This is a genomic window from Azonexus sp., assembly GCF_049652925.1.
Lineage (GTDB): Bacteria > Pseudomonadota > Gammaproteobacteria > Burkholderiales > Rhodocyclaceae > Azonexus.
In genome coordinates, this window is record NZ_JBASFI010000028.1 from 1 (window position 1) to 16,717 (window position 16,717).

Here is a 16,717-nt window from a genome sequence, read left to right on the forward strand (position 1 = left end):
TTGCCGCCGCACCCGTCGCCCTCGGCCCCGAAGCCGGCATCCAGTCCCAGGTCAAATCCTGGGCAGCCGCCTGGTCAGCCAGAGACTACGCCGCCTACAGCGCCTTCTACGCCCCGACCTTCACCCCCGACGGCGGCCTGACCCGCGAAGACTGGGCGCAACTGCGCCGAGGCCGCATCTCGGCTCGCGGTGACATCAATGTTGATATCCAGGACATGAAAGTTCGGATGGACGGCAACGACCGCGCCTTCGCCGAATTCCGTCAGATCTACCAGTCGAAGGGCTACAACGACACGACGCAGAAGACCCTGGAGATGATCAAGGTGAACGGCAAGTGGCTGATCAACCGGGAGACGTCGATTCCGTGCAACGGCAACACCGTGGGCGGCTGCAAGGGACTGGTGAAGTAAGGCCTGCCTGGCCCGGCCGGCAGAAACCGGCCAGCCTGAAAGGCCAAAGGCCATGCGGATGCATGGCCTTTGGCTTTTGTGGGGGCGTTGAAATCAGGCCAGCAGGCTTGCGTTCAGCGTATACGTTCCGGTCAGGTTTGCTTCGGCCAGAATGTGGCCCTGCATGGCAGCACGGACTTCCGGCCCGCCGAACTTGCCATCGAGCGGCAGCTTTTCTACATCCAGCGCAAACACCGTGAAGATGTAGTGATGGATGATCTCGTCGTTCCACGGCGGGCAGGGGCCGTCGTAGCCGTAGTAATCACCGCTCATGTCGTGGTCGTTGGCGAACCAGTCGGTGTAGTTGTTGATGCCTTGCCGGCTGTCTTGCGCCGCCTGAATGCCAGGTTTGCCGCGCGGCGTGACTTCGCGGCTGAATTCGCCTTCGGCAATCGTGTTGACCGTAGCTGGCAGGTCAATCAGAACCCAGTGGAAGAAATCGACGCGGGGCAGGGCGGCGGGAACGGTTCGACCTTCCTGGTTGACGTCGTCGCCTTGGCTAGGTACATCCGGATCGTGACAAATGACGACGAAGGATTTGGTTTCCGTAGGGGCTTCGCTCCACGCCAGTTGGGGATTGACGTTTTTGCCGAGGCAGACATGATGGGCCGGGTCAGGGGTGCAAAAGGAAAACTCACCCGGAATCGTTTGCCCATCCGAAAAGCTGGTGCTGGTCAGTTTCATCGTTACCTCTTCTGATTACGCCGCCTGGCGTTTGAAGTCACTCAGGCGGAAGCCAAGAATCCATAGTGTGACGAAATAGGTGGCGACACCAAGTGGCACCAGCCAAGACAAATGGATTGTCCGGTCGACGAAGCTCCTTTGCAACCAGCTTGTTTCCTGCCCCATGCCAAACCACAGGGCGGCGCCCATGACGATCAATGCCAGCAGCAACTTGGTGCTGAAAATCAGCCACCCTGCCTGTGGCTGGTAGATTTCCAGGCGGCGCAGGCCGCGATAAAGCATCAGTGCATTCAGGCAGGCTGCCAGACCGATTGACAGGGCCAGGCCAGCATGCGCCAGCCAGCCGACAAAGGCCAGGTTCATGATTTGTGTGGCGGCCAGCGAGATCAGCGCTATGCGTACCGGCGTCCGGATGTTCTGGCGGGCGTAAAAGCCGGGGGCCAGCACCTTGACGAGAATCATGCCGGTTAGCCCGACGGTGTAGGCAACCAGGGCTTCGCGGGTACGGAAGACGTCGTCAGCCGAAAAGGCGCCGTGATAGAACAGGGCCGAGATCAGCGGGACGGCCAGGATGGCCAGCGCCAGGGCAGCCGGGGCGGCAAGCAATAAGGTCAGGCGCAAGCCCCAGTCGAGCAGTCGCGAATACTCAACGGGGTTGTTGCTGGCATGGTAGCGGGACAAAGAGGGGAGCAGGATCGTTCCCAGCGTGGCGCCGAGCATGCCGGAAGGAAATTCCATGAGGCGGTCGGCGTAATAAAGCCAGGACACGCTGCCGGATTGCAGGAACGAGGCAAATATGGTGTTGATGAGCAGACTGATCTGCGACACCGAAACGCCGATCATGGCCGGTGCCATCAGTTTCGTGATCCGGCGAACCCCAGGATCGGCCCATGCAGCCCGCCAGTTCAGGGATGGGCGGGGCAGCATGGCGATTTTTTTCAGGGCGGGAATCTGGATCGCTAATTGCAGCAATCCGCCAAGAAAAACCGCCCAGCCCAGCACCAGCACCGGCGGATCGAAATAGGGCGCGGCAAACAGCGCCATGCCGATAAAGGCAAGGTTGAGCAGAACGGGCGTGAAGGCCGGCAGCGCGAAACGGCTCCAGCTATTGAGAATGCCGCCCGACAGCGCGACGAGCGACATGAAGAAAATGTACGGGAAGGTGATGCGCGTCAGCGTCACTGTCAGCTCGAACTTGCCGGCATCGGCGGAAAAACCGGGCGCCGATACCCAGACCAGTATCGGGGCCGTTGCAATGCCGATGGCTGTGACCGCAAACAGCGCCATCGACAGCAGGCTGGCGACATGGTCGACCAGCGTACGGGTGTCTTCTTCGCTGCCTTTGTTCTTGTATTCACCAAGGATGGGCACGAAGGCCTGGGAGAAGGCACCTTCGGCAAACATCCGGCGGAGCAGATTGGGCAGCTTGAAGGCGACAAAAAAAGCGTCGGTGGCCATCCCTGCGCCGAAAGTGCGGGCAATGACGAAGTCACGCGCGAAGCCGAGAATTCTTGAGAGCAGGGTCATGCCACTGACCGTGGCCAGCGCGCGTAGCAGATTCATTTGATGTGGGTGTCGCTGAAAAGCGTGATTCTACGCTGTGCTGCCATGAAGGCCGTAATAGGCATCCAAGATGGATTTCCAGATGCCAAAGTGGGGGATTCCGAATGCGCCTTGTTGCCCGTATGGATCAGCTACTGTAGAATTCGCGGCCTTGGTTTGCCGCTTTAGCTCAGTTGGTAGAGCAGTTCATTCGTAATGAAAAGGTCGCCAGTTCGATTCCGGCAAGCGGCACCATCTTGATTTAGCCCACCTCGTGTGGGCTTTTTCATTTCCGGTGATGCTATTTACTCGAGACTGAGCGTTACCCGATTGCGGCCGGCATTCTTGGCGGCGTACAGACAGGAATCGGCCGTTTTGACCAATTGATGCGGCGCTTTGTCCGCACTTGGGTGCGTGCTGGCGACGCCGAAGCTGCACGAGACACGGCCATCGATGCCGCGTTCGTGCGGGATGCATAGGTCGCGGGCTGATTGACGCATGCGTTCGGCTACTGCATAGGCACCGGTGGCGTCTGTCCCGGGCAGAATGGCAACGAACTCTTCGCCGCCGTAGCGGGCGACGGTGTCTTCGACACGAAACAGCGATTCGCTGAGCGAACTGGCCACCGCTTTCAGGCAGAAGTCGCCGGCCTGGTGGCCATAGATGTCATTGAACTGCTTGAAGAAGTCGACATCGCTGAGGACGATGCTGAGCGGGGTGTCATTGCGGATGCAGCGCTTCCACTCAACCGCCAGGGTGTCATCGAAGTGGCGTCTATTGGGTATGCCGGTCAGGCCGTCGAGAATGGCAATTTCCTTGAGCTGCCGATGTACCTCGCAGATTTCCTTTTGGCGGGTTGAAATCCGCAACATGGCGCGTACTTTGGCCAGCAGCACGACTTCCGAGACTGGCTTGGACAGGAAATCGTCGCCGCCGGCCAGGATTCCCCGGGCGAGCGTGTCTTCATCGGCGACCGAGGAGAGGAAGACGATCGGCGTCCATGGTGAAATTCCCGTCTCAATTCTGCTTAGTTCCCAGGCGCGGATTTTTCGTGTCAACTCGATGCCGTTGGTGTCTTGCTGGGTGGTGTCGAGCAGCACCAGGCTGGGCCAGGCTTCGCGGAATATCTGCAGCGCTGTTTCGCCGTCACCGGTGGCCATGGTTCGGACCTCCGGCAATTGGCGAAGGCACTCGCAGATCAATGCCCTGTTGCTGGCCGAGGGGTCGATGACGAGTACGGTCGGCCTGTTTCTGTCGGGTGCGATCTGCTCGGACATGATCGGTTAGCCTTGATAGGTCTGGATACTTATTGATCATAGCACTGCGCAATGCCGAGATCGAAAGTGAAGGCATTTTCGATCGTCACATCGAGGAGTAATATGTGCCTTCTTTCCATACGGTACCGTCTGGAAAATGACAAATATTCAGGAGATGGTTGCGATGCAAATTCAGGACAAAGTATTTCTGGTAACCGGCGCGGGTTCCGGGCTGGGCGTGGCGACGGCGTGTGCTTTGGTGGAAGCCGGGGCGAAAGTGGTGTTGGTTGACCTGAATCGTCAGGCGGGCGAAAAGATGGCGGCTGAACTGGGCGCAAACACCTGTTTTGTCGAAACTGATGTGGCCAACGAGACTTCCGCGGTCAACGCGATAAATACGGCGATTTCCAAATTTGGCGCACTGCATGGCCTGGTGAACTGCGCCGGTGTCGCGCCGGCCGAGAAGGTGCTCGGCAAAGAAGGGCCGCATCGGCTGGAGAGTTTTGCCAAGGTCATCAATATCAATCTGGTTGGTACCTTCAACATGATCCGCTTGGCAGCTGATGCAATGATGAAACACGAGCCGGATGGTGGTGGCGAACGCGGCGTGATCATCAATACCGCCTCCGTTGCCGCCTATGAAGGTCAGCTTGGGCAGGCGGCCTACGCGGCCTCGAAGGGTGGCATCGTGGCGCTGACCCTGCCGGTCGCTCGTGAGTTGGCACGCAGCGGCATCCGTTGCATGACCATCGCCCCTGGCATCATGGAAACGCCGATGCTGCTCGGCATGCCGCCCGAGGTGCAGGACTCGCTGAATAAAATGGTGCCGTTCCCGACACGCATGGGCAAACCGGCCGAGTACGCGGCGCTGGTTCGGCACATCGCCGAGAATGCGTACCTGAATGGTGAAGTCATCCGGCTGGATGGCGCCATCCGGATGGGCGTCAAATAAACTATACTTCGGCTCCGTCCTTGACCCAAAAGGCACTTCGGTGCCTTTTTATTTGATGCCCCCCGCTTCCTGCTATCACTGTGGCCTGCCGATTCCCGACGATATTGATCTGTCGGTGAAAATAGACAGCCAGCCGCGGGCCATGTGCTGTTTCGGCTGCCAGGCCGTGGCGCAATCGATTGTCGATAATGGGCTGGCCGACTATTACCGAAGCCGCGATGCGATGCCCGAGTCGCCACGCGAAGCCATGCCGGCGATTCTCGAACAACTGGTCATGTACGATCACGCCGAATTCCAGAAAAGCTTCGTCAAGGAGCTTGGCCAAAACGAGCGCGAGGCGTCGCTGCTGCTTGAGGGCATCACCTGTTCCGCCTGCATCTGGCTGAACGAGCAGCATGTTGGCCGATTGCCAGGCGTGACGGCGGTCAATATCAACTACACGACCCGCCGGGCTCGCGTCCGCTGGGATGAAACCCGTATCAAGCTCTCGGATATCCTCAGCGCCATCGCTGCCATCGGTTATCGCGCCTACCCGTACGATGCGGCCAAAAACGAGGAAATTTCCCGCAAGGAACGGCGTGAAGCCATGTGGCGCCTGTGGGTTGCCGGCTTCGGCATGATGCAGGTAATGATGTATGCCTACCCGGTTTATATTGCCGACGGCGATATGGCGCCGGACATCGAAAGCCTGATGCGCTGGGCCAGCATGCTGCTGACCATGCCGGTCATCTTTTATTCCTCGGCGCCGTTCTTTCGCAACGCCTGGCGCGATATCAAGCTGCGTCGTGTCGGCATGGATGTGCCGGTGGCGCTCGGTGTCGGCGCGGCTTTCATTGCCAGTTGCTGGGCAACATTTACGCAGGTCGGCGAGGTCTACTTCGATTCGGTCACGATGTTCATCTTCTTCCTGCTTGGTGGTCGCTATCTGGAAATGACGGCGCGCCAGAAGGCTGTCAGCGTCACTGAGGCGCTGGCCCGCCTGCTGCCGGCCTTTGCTCAAAAAATGCCGAAATTTCCGGTCGACCGTAACACTGAGCAATGTGTTGTCGCCGATTTGCGCCCGGGCGACTACCTCATGGTTCGGGCCGGAGAAATTGTGCCGGCGGACGGCCGGGTAATCGAAGGCATCAGTTGCGCCAACGAGGCGTTGCTGACAGGTGAAAGCAAACCGGTGCCGAAGTCGCCCGGCGAGGCGGTGACCGGTGGGTCGATCAATGCCGAAAGTCCCCTGGTCGTGCAGGTTGAGCAGGTAGGCGACGGAACGCGCCTGTCAGCAATCATCCAGTTGATGGAGCGGGCGGCAGCGGAAAAACCGAAAATCGTCGTGCTGGCCGACCGCATCGCCAGCTATTTCGTCGCGGTGCTCCTTGCTGTGGCGATTCTGGTCGCCGTCGGCTGGTATATCGTCGATCCATCGAAAGCGTTGTGGATTACCGTTTCGGTGCTCGTCGTCACATGCCCGTGCGCCCTTTCGCTGGCGACACCGATCGCGCTGACGGTGTCGGCCGGGGCACTGGCCAAGGACGGCTTGCTGGTCACGCGTGGGCACGCCATTGAAACGCTGGCTCGGGCAACCCATTTCGTCTTCGATAAAACGGGTACGTTAACGACAGGACGGATGCATCTGGTAGATGTTTTTCCAACCGCCGGCGAGAGCCGGGAAGCGTGTCTTGCCATGGCGGCGGCCCTTGAGCACGCCTCTGAACACCCGGTGGCCACTGCGCTCCGTCTGGCTGCAGGGGATGAGTTGCCTGAAACGTCGGCAGTGTTCAGCGAGCCCGGGCAGGGTATCGAAGCCCTCGTTGCCGGCCGCCGTTGCCGTATCGGCCGCCCTGGTTACGCGCTGGCCCTGAGCGATGGCAAACTGCCGGACGCTGCAGCCGGCTGGCTGGAAAGCGGTGATACGGTTGTCGCTCTCGCTGATCAAACCGGCTGCCTTGCGCTGTTTCGGATCGGTGACGAATTGCGCCTGGAGTCGGCTGCGTTGATTTCCGAACTTCGTGGTGCCGGGAAAAAAGTCATTCTTTTGACGGGGGATGCACCTGCCGTGGCGCATCTGGTTGCCGGCAAGCTAGGTATCACAGACGTTCGTGCCGGTGTTACCCCGCAGGGGAAGCACGATTGTGTCACCGGGCTCCAGGCTGAAGGCGCCATCGTCGCCATGCTTGGCGATGGCGTCAATGACGCGCCGGTGCTGGCTCAGGCGCAGGTGTCGGTCGCCATGGGAGGGGGGGCGCAACTGGCAAGGACTCAGTCTGATTTCATCCTGCTCTCCGAAAATCTGGATCATTTGCGTCACGGCCTGCGGCGTGCCCGGAAAACCCTGCAAGTAATTCACCAGAATCTTTGGTGGTCCTTCGCGTACAATTTTGTTGCCTTGCCATTGGCTATTACCGGGTATGTAACCCCGTGGATCGCCGGCATCGGTATGTCGGCCAGCTCGTTGCTGGTCGTCCTCAATTCACTGCGCATTCAGCGCGTGGAGACAGATTGATGGAAAGTGTGTATCTGCTTATTCCGGTGTCGGTCATCCTTGTCTTCGGGATTGCCATTGCGTTTTGGTGGTCGGTGCGGAGCGGGCAATTCGATGACCTCGAGGGGCCTGGTTTTCGTGTTTTGATGGATGAGGATCAGCCAAAGCCACTCGACGATGCCAAGGAACCCACCAAACGAGACAATGTTTGACCTGTGTCAACGCTAGAGGTGCTAACACTTGGCAAAATATCTGCATTGTGAAGTGGAAGCTTCACTGCGGTTCTCTGTTGGGGTTGGGGTGCGTTACGACGCACCCTTTTTTTGTCCACGCCCGGGGATCCGCTACTGCGCCTAGATATTTCGGACTATCTGCCTTAGATAATAGGTAGGTTGATCTAGGTCAAAACACCGCCCCTGAACTAGAATAACATCGCTTTCCATGTGCCCCCTTGGGTTAAGGGAGGTGGGCATTCCGTTTTTTCTTTACGAGAGGTGGGTTCATGTCTGGAACGAAAACCACATATAACGATAAAGTCGTACGGCAATTCGCTGTCATGACTGTTATTTGGGGCATTGTTGGCATGCTGGTTGGTGTCATCATTGCTGCGCAGTTGGTCTGGCCGGAGCTGAATATTGGCTTCCTGCACTTTGGTCGTTTGCGCCCGTTGCATACCAACGCAGTAATTTTTGCGTTTGGTGGTTGCGCCCTGTTTGCAACGTCTTACTGGTGTGTTCAACGCACGTCACACGCCCGCTTGTGGGGCGGTCCGCTGGTTCCATTTACTTTCTGGGGCTGGCAACTTGTCATTCTGCTCGCTGCTATTTCTTTGCCCTTGGGTTTCACCCAAGGTAAGGAGTATGCCGAGTTGGAGTGGCCGATCGATATCCTGATCACGCTGGTCTGGGTTTCATATGCAATTGTTTTCTTCGGTACCATCGGCAAGCGCACCGTTTCCCATATTTATGTGGCGAACTGGTTCTTCGGTGCGTTCATCATCGCTGTTGCGCTATTGCATCTGGTTAACAGTGCTGCTGTGCCGGTTACGCTGACCAAGTCCTATTCCGCCTATGCTGGTGTTCAGGATGCCATGATCCAGTGGTGGTATGGTCACAATGCTGTGGGCTTCTTCCTGACAGCAGGCTTCCTTGGCATGATGTACTACTTCGTGCCGAAACAAGCTGGTCGCCCGGTTTACTCCTATCGTTTGTCCGTGGTCCACTTCTGGGCGCTGATCTTTACGTACATGTGGGCGGGCCCGCACCATCTGCATTACACCGCGCTGCCTGACTGGACGCAGTCCGTTGGTATGGTCTTCTCGCTCATTCTGCTGGCTCCGTCTTGGGGTGGCATGATCAACGGCATCATGACCCTGTCGGGTGCCTGGCATAAGCTGCGCGACGATCCTATCCTGAAGTTCCTGATCACGTCGCTGTCGTTCTACGGTATGTCCACGTTCGAAGGCCCGATGATGTCGATCAAGACGGTCAATGCGCTGTCGCACTACACGGACTGGACTGTCGGTCACGTCCACTCGGGCGCTCTCGGCTGGGTGGCCATGGTTTCCATCGGTTCAATTTACTACCTGCTGCCGAAGCTTTTTGGCAAGTCCGAGATGTATAGCACCAAGCTGATGACGACCCACTTCTGGATCGCCACCATTGGTACCGTGCTTTACATTGCTTCAACCTGGATCTCAGGTGTGATGCAAGGTTTGATGTGGCGCGCTGTCAATGCCGACGGTACGCTGGCTTACAGCTTCGTTGAGTCCGTCAAGGGGTCCTATCCGTTCTGGGCGATCCGTTGGTTGGGCGGTGTCCTGTTCCTGTCAGGTATGCTGATCATGGCTTACAACATGTTCAAGACCATGGCTGGTGGCAAGACACAGGACATGCCGGTGATCGCTCCGGCCGGTCATCACGCCTGATTAGGGAGAGATAACAATGCTAAAGCATGAGCAAATTGAAAAAAGCGTAGTCCTGCTGATTGTGCTGACGTTGCTTACCGTGATTTGGGGTGGTCTGCTCGAAATCGTTCCGCTGTTCTTCCAGAAGTCGACCACGACTCCGGTTGAGGGTGTCAAGCCTTACGACGCTGTTCGTCTGGCTGGCCGTGACGTTTATCTTCGCGAGGGTTGTTTTCTTTGTCACTCGCAGATGATTCGTCCGTTCCGTGCCGAAACTGAGCGTTATGGTCACTATTCTGTTGCCGGCGAGTACGTTTATGATCACCCGTTCCAGTGGGGCTCCAAACGTACAGGCCCGGATATTCACCGTGTTGGCGGTCGCTACTCTGACGAGTGGCAGCGTGCTCACCTGATGAATCCTCGTGATGTGGTGCCTGAATCCAACATGCCGGCCTTTGCCTTCCTGGCGAACACCAAGGCCAAGGATTCGGTTGGTGCTGACATCGAGAAGAAGATGCAGGTTATGCGTGGATTCGCCAATGTGCGCGGTATCCCCACCTATACGGATGAAGAGATCAAGGGTGCCAAGGCTGCCATCGGTGACAAGACCGAACTTGATGTCCTGATTGCCTACCTGCAGGGCATGGGTACGGCACTGAAGAACGTAAAGTAATAGCCATGGACATCAACGATCTGCGTTCCATAACCACAGTTGTCGGGTTGCTTTGCTTCCTCGGTATTGTGGGGTGGGCCTACGGCAGGGGTAGCAAAAAGGGGTTTGAGGAAGCTGCCAACTTGCCGTTCGCGGAGCATGATGATCAGGGTGCGGCGTCAACGCCGTCGCACCCCCGCTGAAAAAAAGGAAAGCAAATGAGCGATTTCGTTAGCGAATTTTGGAACATGTACGTGATTGTGATTGTGGTGGGTAGTATTCTCGCCTGCGCAATTCTTCTCTACATGCAGGGCAAAGCGACCTTCACGCCAGGCAAGACGATGGGGCACGTTTGGGATGAAACATTGGAGGAGTACAACAATCCGATGCCCAAGTGGTGGAGCTGGATGTTCATCATCACGGTGGTCTTCGCCTTTGTCTATCTTGCGCTGTATCCGGGCCTGGGTAACAACAAGGGTATGCTGGGCTGGACGTCCGGTGGCCAGCATAAGGCCGAAGTAGACAAGATGGATGCGACGGTCAAGCCTTTGTTTGACAAGTTCATGGCCATGGATGTCAAGGCTGTGGCTGGCGACAAGCAAGCCATGGAAATGGGCAAGCGTCTGTACCTGACCTACTGTATGCAGTGTCACGGTGCTGATGCGCGTGGTGCCAAGGGCTTCCCGAATCTGACCGACGCCGACTGGCAATATGGTGGAGAGCCGGAACAGATCAAGGAAACCATTTCCAATGGTCGTATGGGCGTCATGCCTCCGCATGAGCAGTTGGGTGCAGATAGCATCAAGGATCTGGCCAACTACGTCCGTTCGTTGTCTGGTCTGCCGAATGACTCCGTCCGTGCAGCCAAGGGCAAGGAAGCCTTTACCTCCGCCGGTTGCGTTGGTTGTCACGGTATGGAAGCCACAGGTATGGCTGCTGTTGGTGCCCCCAACTTGACCGACAAGATCTGGTTGTATGGTTCTTCTGAAGCGACCATCACCGAAACGATCACCAAGGGTCGTCAGAATCAGATGCCGGCCTGGAAGGAATTCCTGGGCGACGCCAAGGTGCATCTGCTGTCAGCTTACGTGATTAGCCTTAGCCAAGGCGCCAAGTAATTGGCATAAACGGGGCGGCTTGGCCGCCCCGTTTTTATTTCTGCATTTGAAAACCCTGATTTGTATCTAAATTGCGTTGAAAGAGCGCCGAACAATGCGTGTTCAGCGCAATTTAGATACGGATAAGACCATGACGGAACCTTCTAGCAATAGTCCCCACGCCAAATCTGCCGATCCTAAGGTGGAAGTGTCTTTTTACGAGAAGCACAAAAAGGTCTATATCCGTGACGTCAAGGGGTGGTGGAACAACTGGCGCTGGATTCTGGTCGGGGTCACCCAGATACTTTTCTATTGTGTGCCGTGGCTTGAGTGGAATGGTCGTCAGGCCGTGCTGCTCCATTTGGTTGAACGAAAATTCTATTTGTTTGGCTTGGTTTTGTGGCCTCAGGATGTCTTCTACCTTGCGCTGCTACTAATTGTTTCGGCCTATGCCTTGTTCTTGTTTACAGCGATTGCAGGGCGGCTATTCTGTGGATATGCCTGTCCCCAGACCGTGTATACCGAAATATTCATGTGGATCGAAAACAGGATCGAAGGGGATCGTTCGGCCCGCATGAAGTTGGACAAAGGGCCGATGACGGCCAGAAAGTTCCGTCTAAAGGCGGTGAAGCACGCAATTTGGTTGCTGATCTCGCTGTGGACTGGATTTACGCTGGTGGCGTATTTCACCCCTGTGAGTGAACTGCTGGCGGCGCTTCCGTTTGATTTTTCCGGGTGGGAACTTTTCTGGACTTTCTTCTATGGCGGCTTCTGCTATATGCAGGCGGGCTTTCTCCGTGAACAAGTCTGCAAGTACATGTGCCCCTATGCGCGTTTTCAGGGGGTTATGTTTGATCCCGACACGTTGATCATTACGTACGATCCGGAGCGGGGGGAGCCGCGCGGTGCTCGCAAGAAGGCTGTGGATGCCAGCGAGTCAGGCCTTGGCGATTGTGTGGATTGCGGATTGTGCGTGGTGGTTTGCCCGACGGGTATTGATATTCGCAAGGGGCAGCAATACGAATGTATTGGTTGTGGTGCTTGCATCGATGCCTGTGACCCGGTAATGGACAAGCTGGGTTTGCCCCGAGGGCTTATCCGCTATACTACAGAAAATGCACTGGCGAAGCATTTCACCCCCAAGGAGGTGATCGCGCATTTGGTTCGCCCGCGGATCATTCTTTATACGGTGATTTTGACGGCTATCACCATTGCGGCTATTTGGTCCTTGGCTGTTCGTGTGCCGCTGAAGGTTGATGTTATTCGTGACCGCTCTCTATTGGCCAGAGAGGCAGATGATGGACGTATCGAAAACGTCTATAACCTGAAAATCATGAACACCACTGAGGAACCCAAGCGCTACGCGTTGTCCGTCGAGGGTCTGGAAGGGGTGGAAATTGTTGGTGATCGTATTGTTGAGGTTGCCAGTGCAGAGAACCATGAAGTGACCATCGTCGTTCGTGTCCCTCCGGAGTCCGGAAAAAAAGGCGCGAACACCATTTATTTTGATATCCAGGCCCAGAACCACGACAAGATTGCGGTTCACGAAAAAGCCTCATTCCTGATGCCCTGACATGAGTAATTCAATGACATTGAGCAATGACAATCCTCCTTGGTACAAGCAGCGCTGGCCTTGGTTCTTAATGGCTGGGCCGGGTATCGTCATTGTTGCCGGCTTTATTACGCTATGGCTGGCTGTTGTGAGCAACGATGGTCTGGTAACTGATGACTACTACAAGCAAGGGCTTGCAGTGAACCAGAGTCTGCAACGTGACCATCAGGCGGGCAGCCTTGGGTTGCAGGGCGATGTAATGCGTTCAGGGGCTAATTTGCGACTCCTGCTACGCGCCGATAGCGATGCCGGGTTGCCGTCTGAAATTGTTCTGAAACTGGCACATCCAACCCGTGCCGGGCAGGATCAGTTGATTAAGATGACTATGGAAGGACCGGGCTTTTACAGTGGCATGCTTGTCGCGGATATTTCAGGTCGTTGGCTAGTATCGATTGAGGATCCTGCTGCTAAATGGCGCCTTCAGGGCGAGTGGCAGGCTGATTCGTTGGAACCGTTGCGCCTGACGGCGCGAGCGGGAAAGTAGTTGGTTTTTTTAATTGTTACTGGGAGGTGACATATGGCGTGGGAACTTTTGTTTAGCAGCGATTTTGGTCTGATGAGCTTTGCGGTCATCGTCGGCGTTCTGGTCATCGGTGTGGTGATGGGCAAGATGTACGCCAACAAGATGGAAGAAGATACCCGCAAGGCCGGCAAGTAATATTGCTACTGATCCCATCGCTCATTGAGCGGTGAGGCTCCTGAACCCCCGATCGGCTGGCCGATCGGGGGTTTGTTTTTTGCGTGGAGAGCGGTGAAACTGAGGCATGCTGATTCGCGCCTTGCTCATTTCGGTTTTTTTGCATCTTGTGTCCTTGCTTTCGGCAGGTCGCCTCGACGTATTTGCCCTGCCAGCCGCTTCAGGGCGCGCTGTGAGCGCCTTGGAAATGCGTATTGGTTCACGCGATATGCATGAATTGGCTTCTCCCAAAATGTCGATACAGGGAGTTCCCAAGGTGAAGCCTGAAATGACCGTTAGGAAATCCGGGGTAGCGTCCGAAGTTAAAACGGCGGATTTGAATATTGGCCGTTTTTTCCGGTCGACCGTGGAAGGAGCAAATTCGGGAAACGCTGAATTTGATCGCGCACATGGCATCGAATCCTCAAAGCCGCAGTCGACCACAGTTGAGGAACTCGGGCAATATCGCTTGAATGTTGCCCGTAGCGCTCGCCAATTCAAGGTTTATCCATCGCTGGCCCGGGACAATGGATGGGAGGGCGTCGTCCATGTCTCTGTTGTCATGGCGATTGGCATGGGGAATCCGACTGTCTCGTTAGATCGCTCATCGGGCCATGGAGTTCTGGATCAGCAGGCGCTTGAAATGGTTGAGCAGGCGGTGAGTCTGGCAGTCATGCCGGAAGGCATGCGTGGCAGGAATCTGAGTATTTCCCTGCCGGTGGAGTATCGACTTGCCGATTGAAGACGCTTAAGCTGCGGGAAGCTCCGTCTCATGAAAGCCGTAGGTCCCCGTCGCGCGGTCGGCGAGGTAGTGCTCAAGACATAAGCTGACGCTACGAAAGGCCAACTCACTCCAGGGTATCTGTTCTGGATGGCACAGGCAGACCTCAAGGCTCTCCTCGCCAGCGGCAAAATGCGGGTCGGTCATGCGGCCGCGATAGAACAAATGGACCTGATTGATATGTGCGATGCTGATCATGGCGAACGGTGCATCGATCAATATTCTTGCACCTGCCTCCTCATGGGTTTCACGAACTGCTGCCTGCGAGGTGGTTTCGCCATTTTCCATAAAGCCGGCCGGAAGCGTCCAAAATCCGTGTCGCGGCTCGATGGCTCGGCGACACAGAAGGATTCGATCCTCCCATTCAGCGACGCAACCGACCACCAGGCGGGGATTTTCATAGTGGATGTGGCCGCACGCATTGCAGACGTGTCGCGGTAGCGAGTCTCCCGGCGGAACGGTAAAAGTCACATTCGCGCCACAATGGTTACAGTATTGGATCATGGGGCGTGGGTCAGCTTGGCAATGTGCCTGAGTTTACCACTGGGTCTTCTCGTAAAGCCGAAGATCGACTTGGGTCGGCCCTCTCTTTCTTTGCACTCGGGCAATTCAAGTGGCTACAATAGCGAAAACCAATTACTGGGCGGATCTGCGCTGGTTCTAGCTGGCGCGACAGGGGGCTTTGCATGTTTCTGATTGTTGGTTACGTCATCATTCTGGCTTCGGCGCTGGGAACGTATGCACTGCATGGGAGTCTCCTCGCCCTTTGGGTGCCGACTGAATATGTGGCGATTATCGGCTTGACGATCGGGTATTTCGTCGCAGCAAACGATATCAAGATCATCAAGGCGACGGTCGGCGCCGTCCCTGGCATTCTCAAGGGATCAAAATACAACAAGGCGTTTTATGTCGATGCCTTGGCCATGCTTTTTGAGATTCTAGGCAAAGTGCGCAAGGAGGGCTTGATGTCCATCGAAGGTGACATCGAAAATCCCGAAGCCAGCCCGATCTTCAGCAAATATCCGAATCTGGTGCACGACCATCACGTGATGGAGTTTACCTGCGACTACCTACGGATGATGGTTGGCGGTAACCTGAATACCGTCGAAATCGAGAGCTTGATGGACGTCGAGCTGGAAACGCATCACCACGAGGCTGCTGAGCCGGGTCATGTCGTGTCAAGCATCGCCGGTGCCGTGCCTGCCTTCGGTATCGTAGTGGCCGTGATGGGCGTCGTGAATGTGATGGGCTCGGTCGGTAGCCCCCCGGCTGTTCTCGGCAAGATGATCGGTGGAGCGCTGGTCGGAACCTTCCTTGGTATCCTTATTTCCTACGGTTTCGTTGAGCCGGTAGCCAAGCTTCTGGAACAAAAAGCCAATGAAGGAGCCACTATCTACAAGACCATCAAAATGGTTCTTTTGGCTTCCATGTCCGGTTATGCACCACAGGTAGCCATCGAGTTCGGGCGGAAGACATTGGGGTCGCACGAGCGTCCCAGTTTCACGGAGCTTGAGGAAGAACTGAAGGCTCGCAAAGGTAAATAGCCTGTCGCCAGGCATTAATTAAATACGATGAGCGACGATTCCACACGCCCCATAATCATCAAGCGCAAGAAGGTTGTTGCGGGGGGCGCGCACGGCGGTGCCTGGAAGATCGCCTATGCCGACTTCGTAACGGCGATGATGGCCTTCTTCCTTTTGATGTGGTTGCTTGGTTCCACTGCCAAGGGAGATCTACAGGGCATTGCCGATTTTTTTCAGAACCCGCTGAAGGTCTCCAGCCAGGGGGGCAGTGGTTCGGGCGATGCCACCAGTGTGCTTCAGGGGGGCGGCAAGGATTTGACGCGTCAATCCGGGCAGGTCAAGCGCGGTGATGTCGAGGCCAAAAAATCAACCTCCTTTTCCAAAGAGGCTCAGGCGGAGTTTCGTCGAAAGGAGCAGGAGCGCCTGGAGAGCTTAAAGGCTGACATCGAAAAAATGATTGAGCAAAGCCCGCAGTTGGCGCAATTCAAGAAACAGATGCTCCTTGATATAACGTCAGAGGGTTTGCGCATCCAGATTGTAGATGAGCAAAACCGCCCGATGTTTGATTCCAGTAGCGCCGACCTCAAACCCTATACCCGGGATATTCTGCGCCAGATTGGCAAGGCACTGAATGGTGTTACGAACCGGATCAGTCTGGCTGGGCATACTGATGCATCTCAATTTTCAGGTGGTGAAAAGGGTTTCTCAAACTGGGAACTGTCTGCAAACCGGGCGAATGCATCGCGGCGCGAGTTGGTTATCGGCGGTATGGACGATAGCAAGGTCTTGCGTGTCGTTGGACTCTCTTCGACTGTCCTTTTCGACAAGAATGATCCTCTGAACTCGGTTAACCGGAGAATCAGCATCGTTGTCCTGAACCGCAAAACGGAAATGGCTATTTTGCAGGAAGAAGGGCCTGAGTCTGAGGCGGGGGGGGAGGAGCTGCTTCCAGAAGGATTAAAGCTGCCAATGGGCGGGAAAGGTACCTCTGGATGACATGCAACTCCGTCGTGCCAAGTGGTTGGCATGAATGTGCTGTCGCGGAAAGCTCCGTTTGAGCTGGCTGGAGTGGTCGTCTCCAGTATGAGCGATGTGGTCAAGAAGCGAACAGAGC

General features: G+C 56.1%; 19 protein-coding genes and 1 tRNA gene. 16 read left to right on the top strand and 4 right to left on the bottom strand.

Annotated elements, in window-relative coordinates:
- Positions 1-410 (top strand): YybH family protein (locus tag WBK19_RS15015; protein WP_511291105.1); only part of this gene is annotated, 410 nt, incomplete at its 5' end.
- Positions 411-503: 93 nt separating this feature from the next.
- On the opposite strand, the gene WBK19_RS15020 is transcribed toward WBK19_RS15015, so the two are convergent.
- On the bottom strand, positions 504-1,133 hold the full coding sequence (locus WBK19_RS15020) for a YbhB/YbcL family Raf kinase inhibitor-like protein (RefSeq protein WP_511291107.1): 630 nt from the start codon (positions 1,131-1,133) through the stop codon (positions 504-506).
- 15 nt (positions 1,134-1,148) lie between these two features.
- Positions 1,149-2,696 carry a murein biosynthesis integral membrane protein MurJ gene (murJ, locus tag WBK19_RS15025; protein ID WP_511291109.1) on the bottom strand — a complete coding sequence of 516 codons (1,548 nt, stop codon included), beginning with the start codon at positions 2,694-2,696 and terminating at the stop codon, positions 1,149-1,151.
- 158 nt (positions 2,697-2,854) lie between these two features.
- Here murJ and WBK19_RS15030 point away from each other — a divergent pair.
- Positions 2,855-2,930: transfer RNA gene (locus tag WBK19_RS15030), tRNA-Thr, on the top strand.
- Between the two features lie 50 nt (positions 2,931-2,980).
- Here the strand turns inward: WBK19_RS15030 and WBK19_RS15035 are convergent.
- The gene (locus tag WBK19_RS15035) at positions 2,981-3,877 is read right to left on the bottom strand and encodes a GGDEF domain-containing protein (RefSeq protein WP_511291306.1); all 897 of its coding nucleotides are present in this window, start codon (positions 3,875-3,877) and stop codon (positions 2,981-2,983) included.
- Between WBK19_RS15035 and WBK19_RS15040 the strand changes: the two genes are divergently transcribed.
- From WBK19_RS15040 to WBK19_RS15095, 12 genes are all read left to right on the top strand, one after another.
- On the top strand, positions 3,834-3,962 hold the full coding sequence (locus WBK19_RS15040) for a hypothetical protein (protein WP_511291316.1): 129 nt from the start codon (positions 3,834-3,836) through the stop codon (positions 3,960-3,962). The genes WBK19_RS15035 and WBK19_RS15040 overlap by 44 nt on opposite strands.
- Before the next feature lie 153 nt (positions 3,963-4,115).
- Positions 4,116-4,883 carry a 3-hydroxyacyl-CoA dehydrogenase gene (locus tag WBK19_RS15045; protein ID WP_511291111.1) on the top strand — a complete coding sequence of 256 codons (768 nt, stop codon included), beginning with the start codon at positions 4,116-4,118 and terminating at the stop codon, positions 4,881-4,883.
- A gap of 55 nt (positions 4,884-4,938) precedes the next feature.
- Positions 4,939-7,377, top strand: a complete 2,439-nt coding sequence (locus WBK19_RS15050) for a heavy metal translocating P-type ATPase (protein ID WP_511291113.1) — start codon at positions 4,939-4,941, stop codon at positions 7,375-7,377.
- Complete coding sequence (gene ccoS / locus WBK19_RS15055; RefSeq protein WP_511291115.1) at positions 7,377-7,568, top strand: cbb3-type cytochrome oxidase assembly protein CcoS; 192 nt, start codon at positions 7,377-7,379, stop codon at positions 7,566-7,568. Before WBK19_RS15050 ends, ccoS begins: the two co-directional genes overlap by 1 nt.
- 290 nt (positions 7,569-7,858) lie before the next feature.
- Positions 7,859-9,283, top strand: coding sequence for a cytochrome-c oxidase, cbb3-type subunit I (ccoN, locus tag WBK19_RS15060; protein WP_511291117.1), 1,425 nt, complete (start codon positions 7,859-7,861; stop codon positions 9,281-9,283).
- Positions 9,284-9,293: 10 nt separating this feature from the next.
- A complete protein-coding gene (gene ccoO, locus WBK19_RS15065) occupies positions 9,294-9,935 on the top strand; it encodes a cytochrome-c oxidase, cbb3-type subunit II (RefSeq protein ID WP_511291308.1) in 642 nt (213 codons plus the stop codon).
- A 5-nt stretch (positions 9,936-9,940) separates the two neighbouring features.
- Positions 9,941-10,117 carry a cbb3-type cytochrome oxidase subunit 3 gene (locus WBK19_RS15070; protein WP_511291119.1) on the top strand — a complete coding sequence of 59 codons (177 nt, stop codon included), beginning with the start codon at positions 9,941-9,943 and terminating at the stop codon, positions 10,115-10,117.
- Between the two features lie 15 nt (positions 10,118-10,132).
- Positions 10,133-11,032, top strand: coding sequence for a cytochrome-c oxidase, cbb3-type subunit III (gene ccoP, locus WBK19_RS15075; RefSeq protein WP_511291121.1), 900 nt, complete (start codon positions 10,133-10,135; stop codon positions 11,030-11,032).
- Between the two features lie 130 nt (positions 11,033-11,162).
- Positions 11,163-12,584, top strand: a complete 1,422-nt coding sequence (ccoG, locus tag WBK19_RS15080) for a cytochrome c oxidase accessory protein CcoG (RefSeq protein ID WP_511291310.1) — start codon at positions 11,163-11,165, stop codon at positions 12,582-12,584.
- A 13-nt stretch (positions 12,585-12,597) separates the two neighbouring features.
- Complete coding sequence (locus WBK19_RS15085; protein WP_494650160.1) at positions 12,598-13,107, top strand: FixH family protein; 510 nt, start codon at positions 12,598-12,600, stop codon at positions 13,105-13,107.
- Between the two features lie 33 nt (positions 13,108-13,140).
- The gene (locus WBK19_RS15090; RefSeq protein ID WP_494650159.1) at positions 13,141-13,281 is read left to right on the top strand and encodes a DUF3149 domain-containing protein; all 141 of its coding nucleotides are present in this window, start codon (positions 13,141-13,143) and stop codon (positions 13,279-13,281) included.
- Between the two features lie 106 nt (positions 13,282-13,387).
- Positions 13,388-14,041, top strand: a complete 654-nt coding sequence (locus WBK19_RS15095; protein WP_511291123.1) for an energy transducer TonB — start codon at positions 13,388-13,390, stop codon at positions 14,039-14,041.
- 6 nt (positions 14,042-14,047) lie between these two features.
- On the opposite strand, the gene WBK19_RS15100 is transcribed toward WBK19_RS15095, so the two are convergent.
- The gene (locus WBK19_RS15100) at positions 14,048-14,581 is read right to left on the bottom strand and encodes an NUDIX hydrolase (protein ID WP_511291312.1); all 534 of its coding nucleotides are present in this window, start codon (positions 14,579-14,581) and stop codon (positions 14,048-14,050) included.
- A gap of 185 nt (positions 14,582-14,766) precedes the next feature.
- On the opposite strand from WBK19_RS15100, the gene motA reads away from it, so the two are divergent.
- Both motA and motB read left to right on the top strand, forming a co-directional pair.
- The gene (motA, locus tag WBK19_RS15105; RefSeq protein ID WP_494650157.1) at positions 14,767-15,624 is read left to right on the top strand and encodes a flagellar motor stator protein MotA; all 858 of its coding nucleotides are present in this window, start codon (positions 14,767-14,769) and stop codon (positions 15,622-15,624) included.
- A gap of 27 nt (positions 15,625-15,651) precedes the next feature.
- Positions 15,652-16,599 carry a flagellar motor protein MotB gene (motB, locus tag WBK19_RS15110; RefSeq protein ID WP_511291125.1) on the top strand — a complete coding sequence of 316 codons (948 nt, stop codon included), beginning with the start codon at positions 15,652-15,654 and terminating at the stop codon, positions 16,597-16,599.
- Positions 16,600-16,717 lie beyond the last annotated feature (118 nt).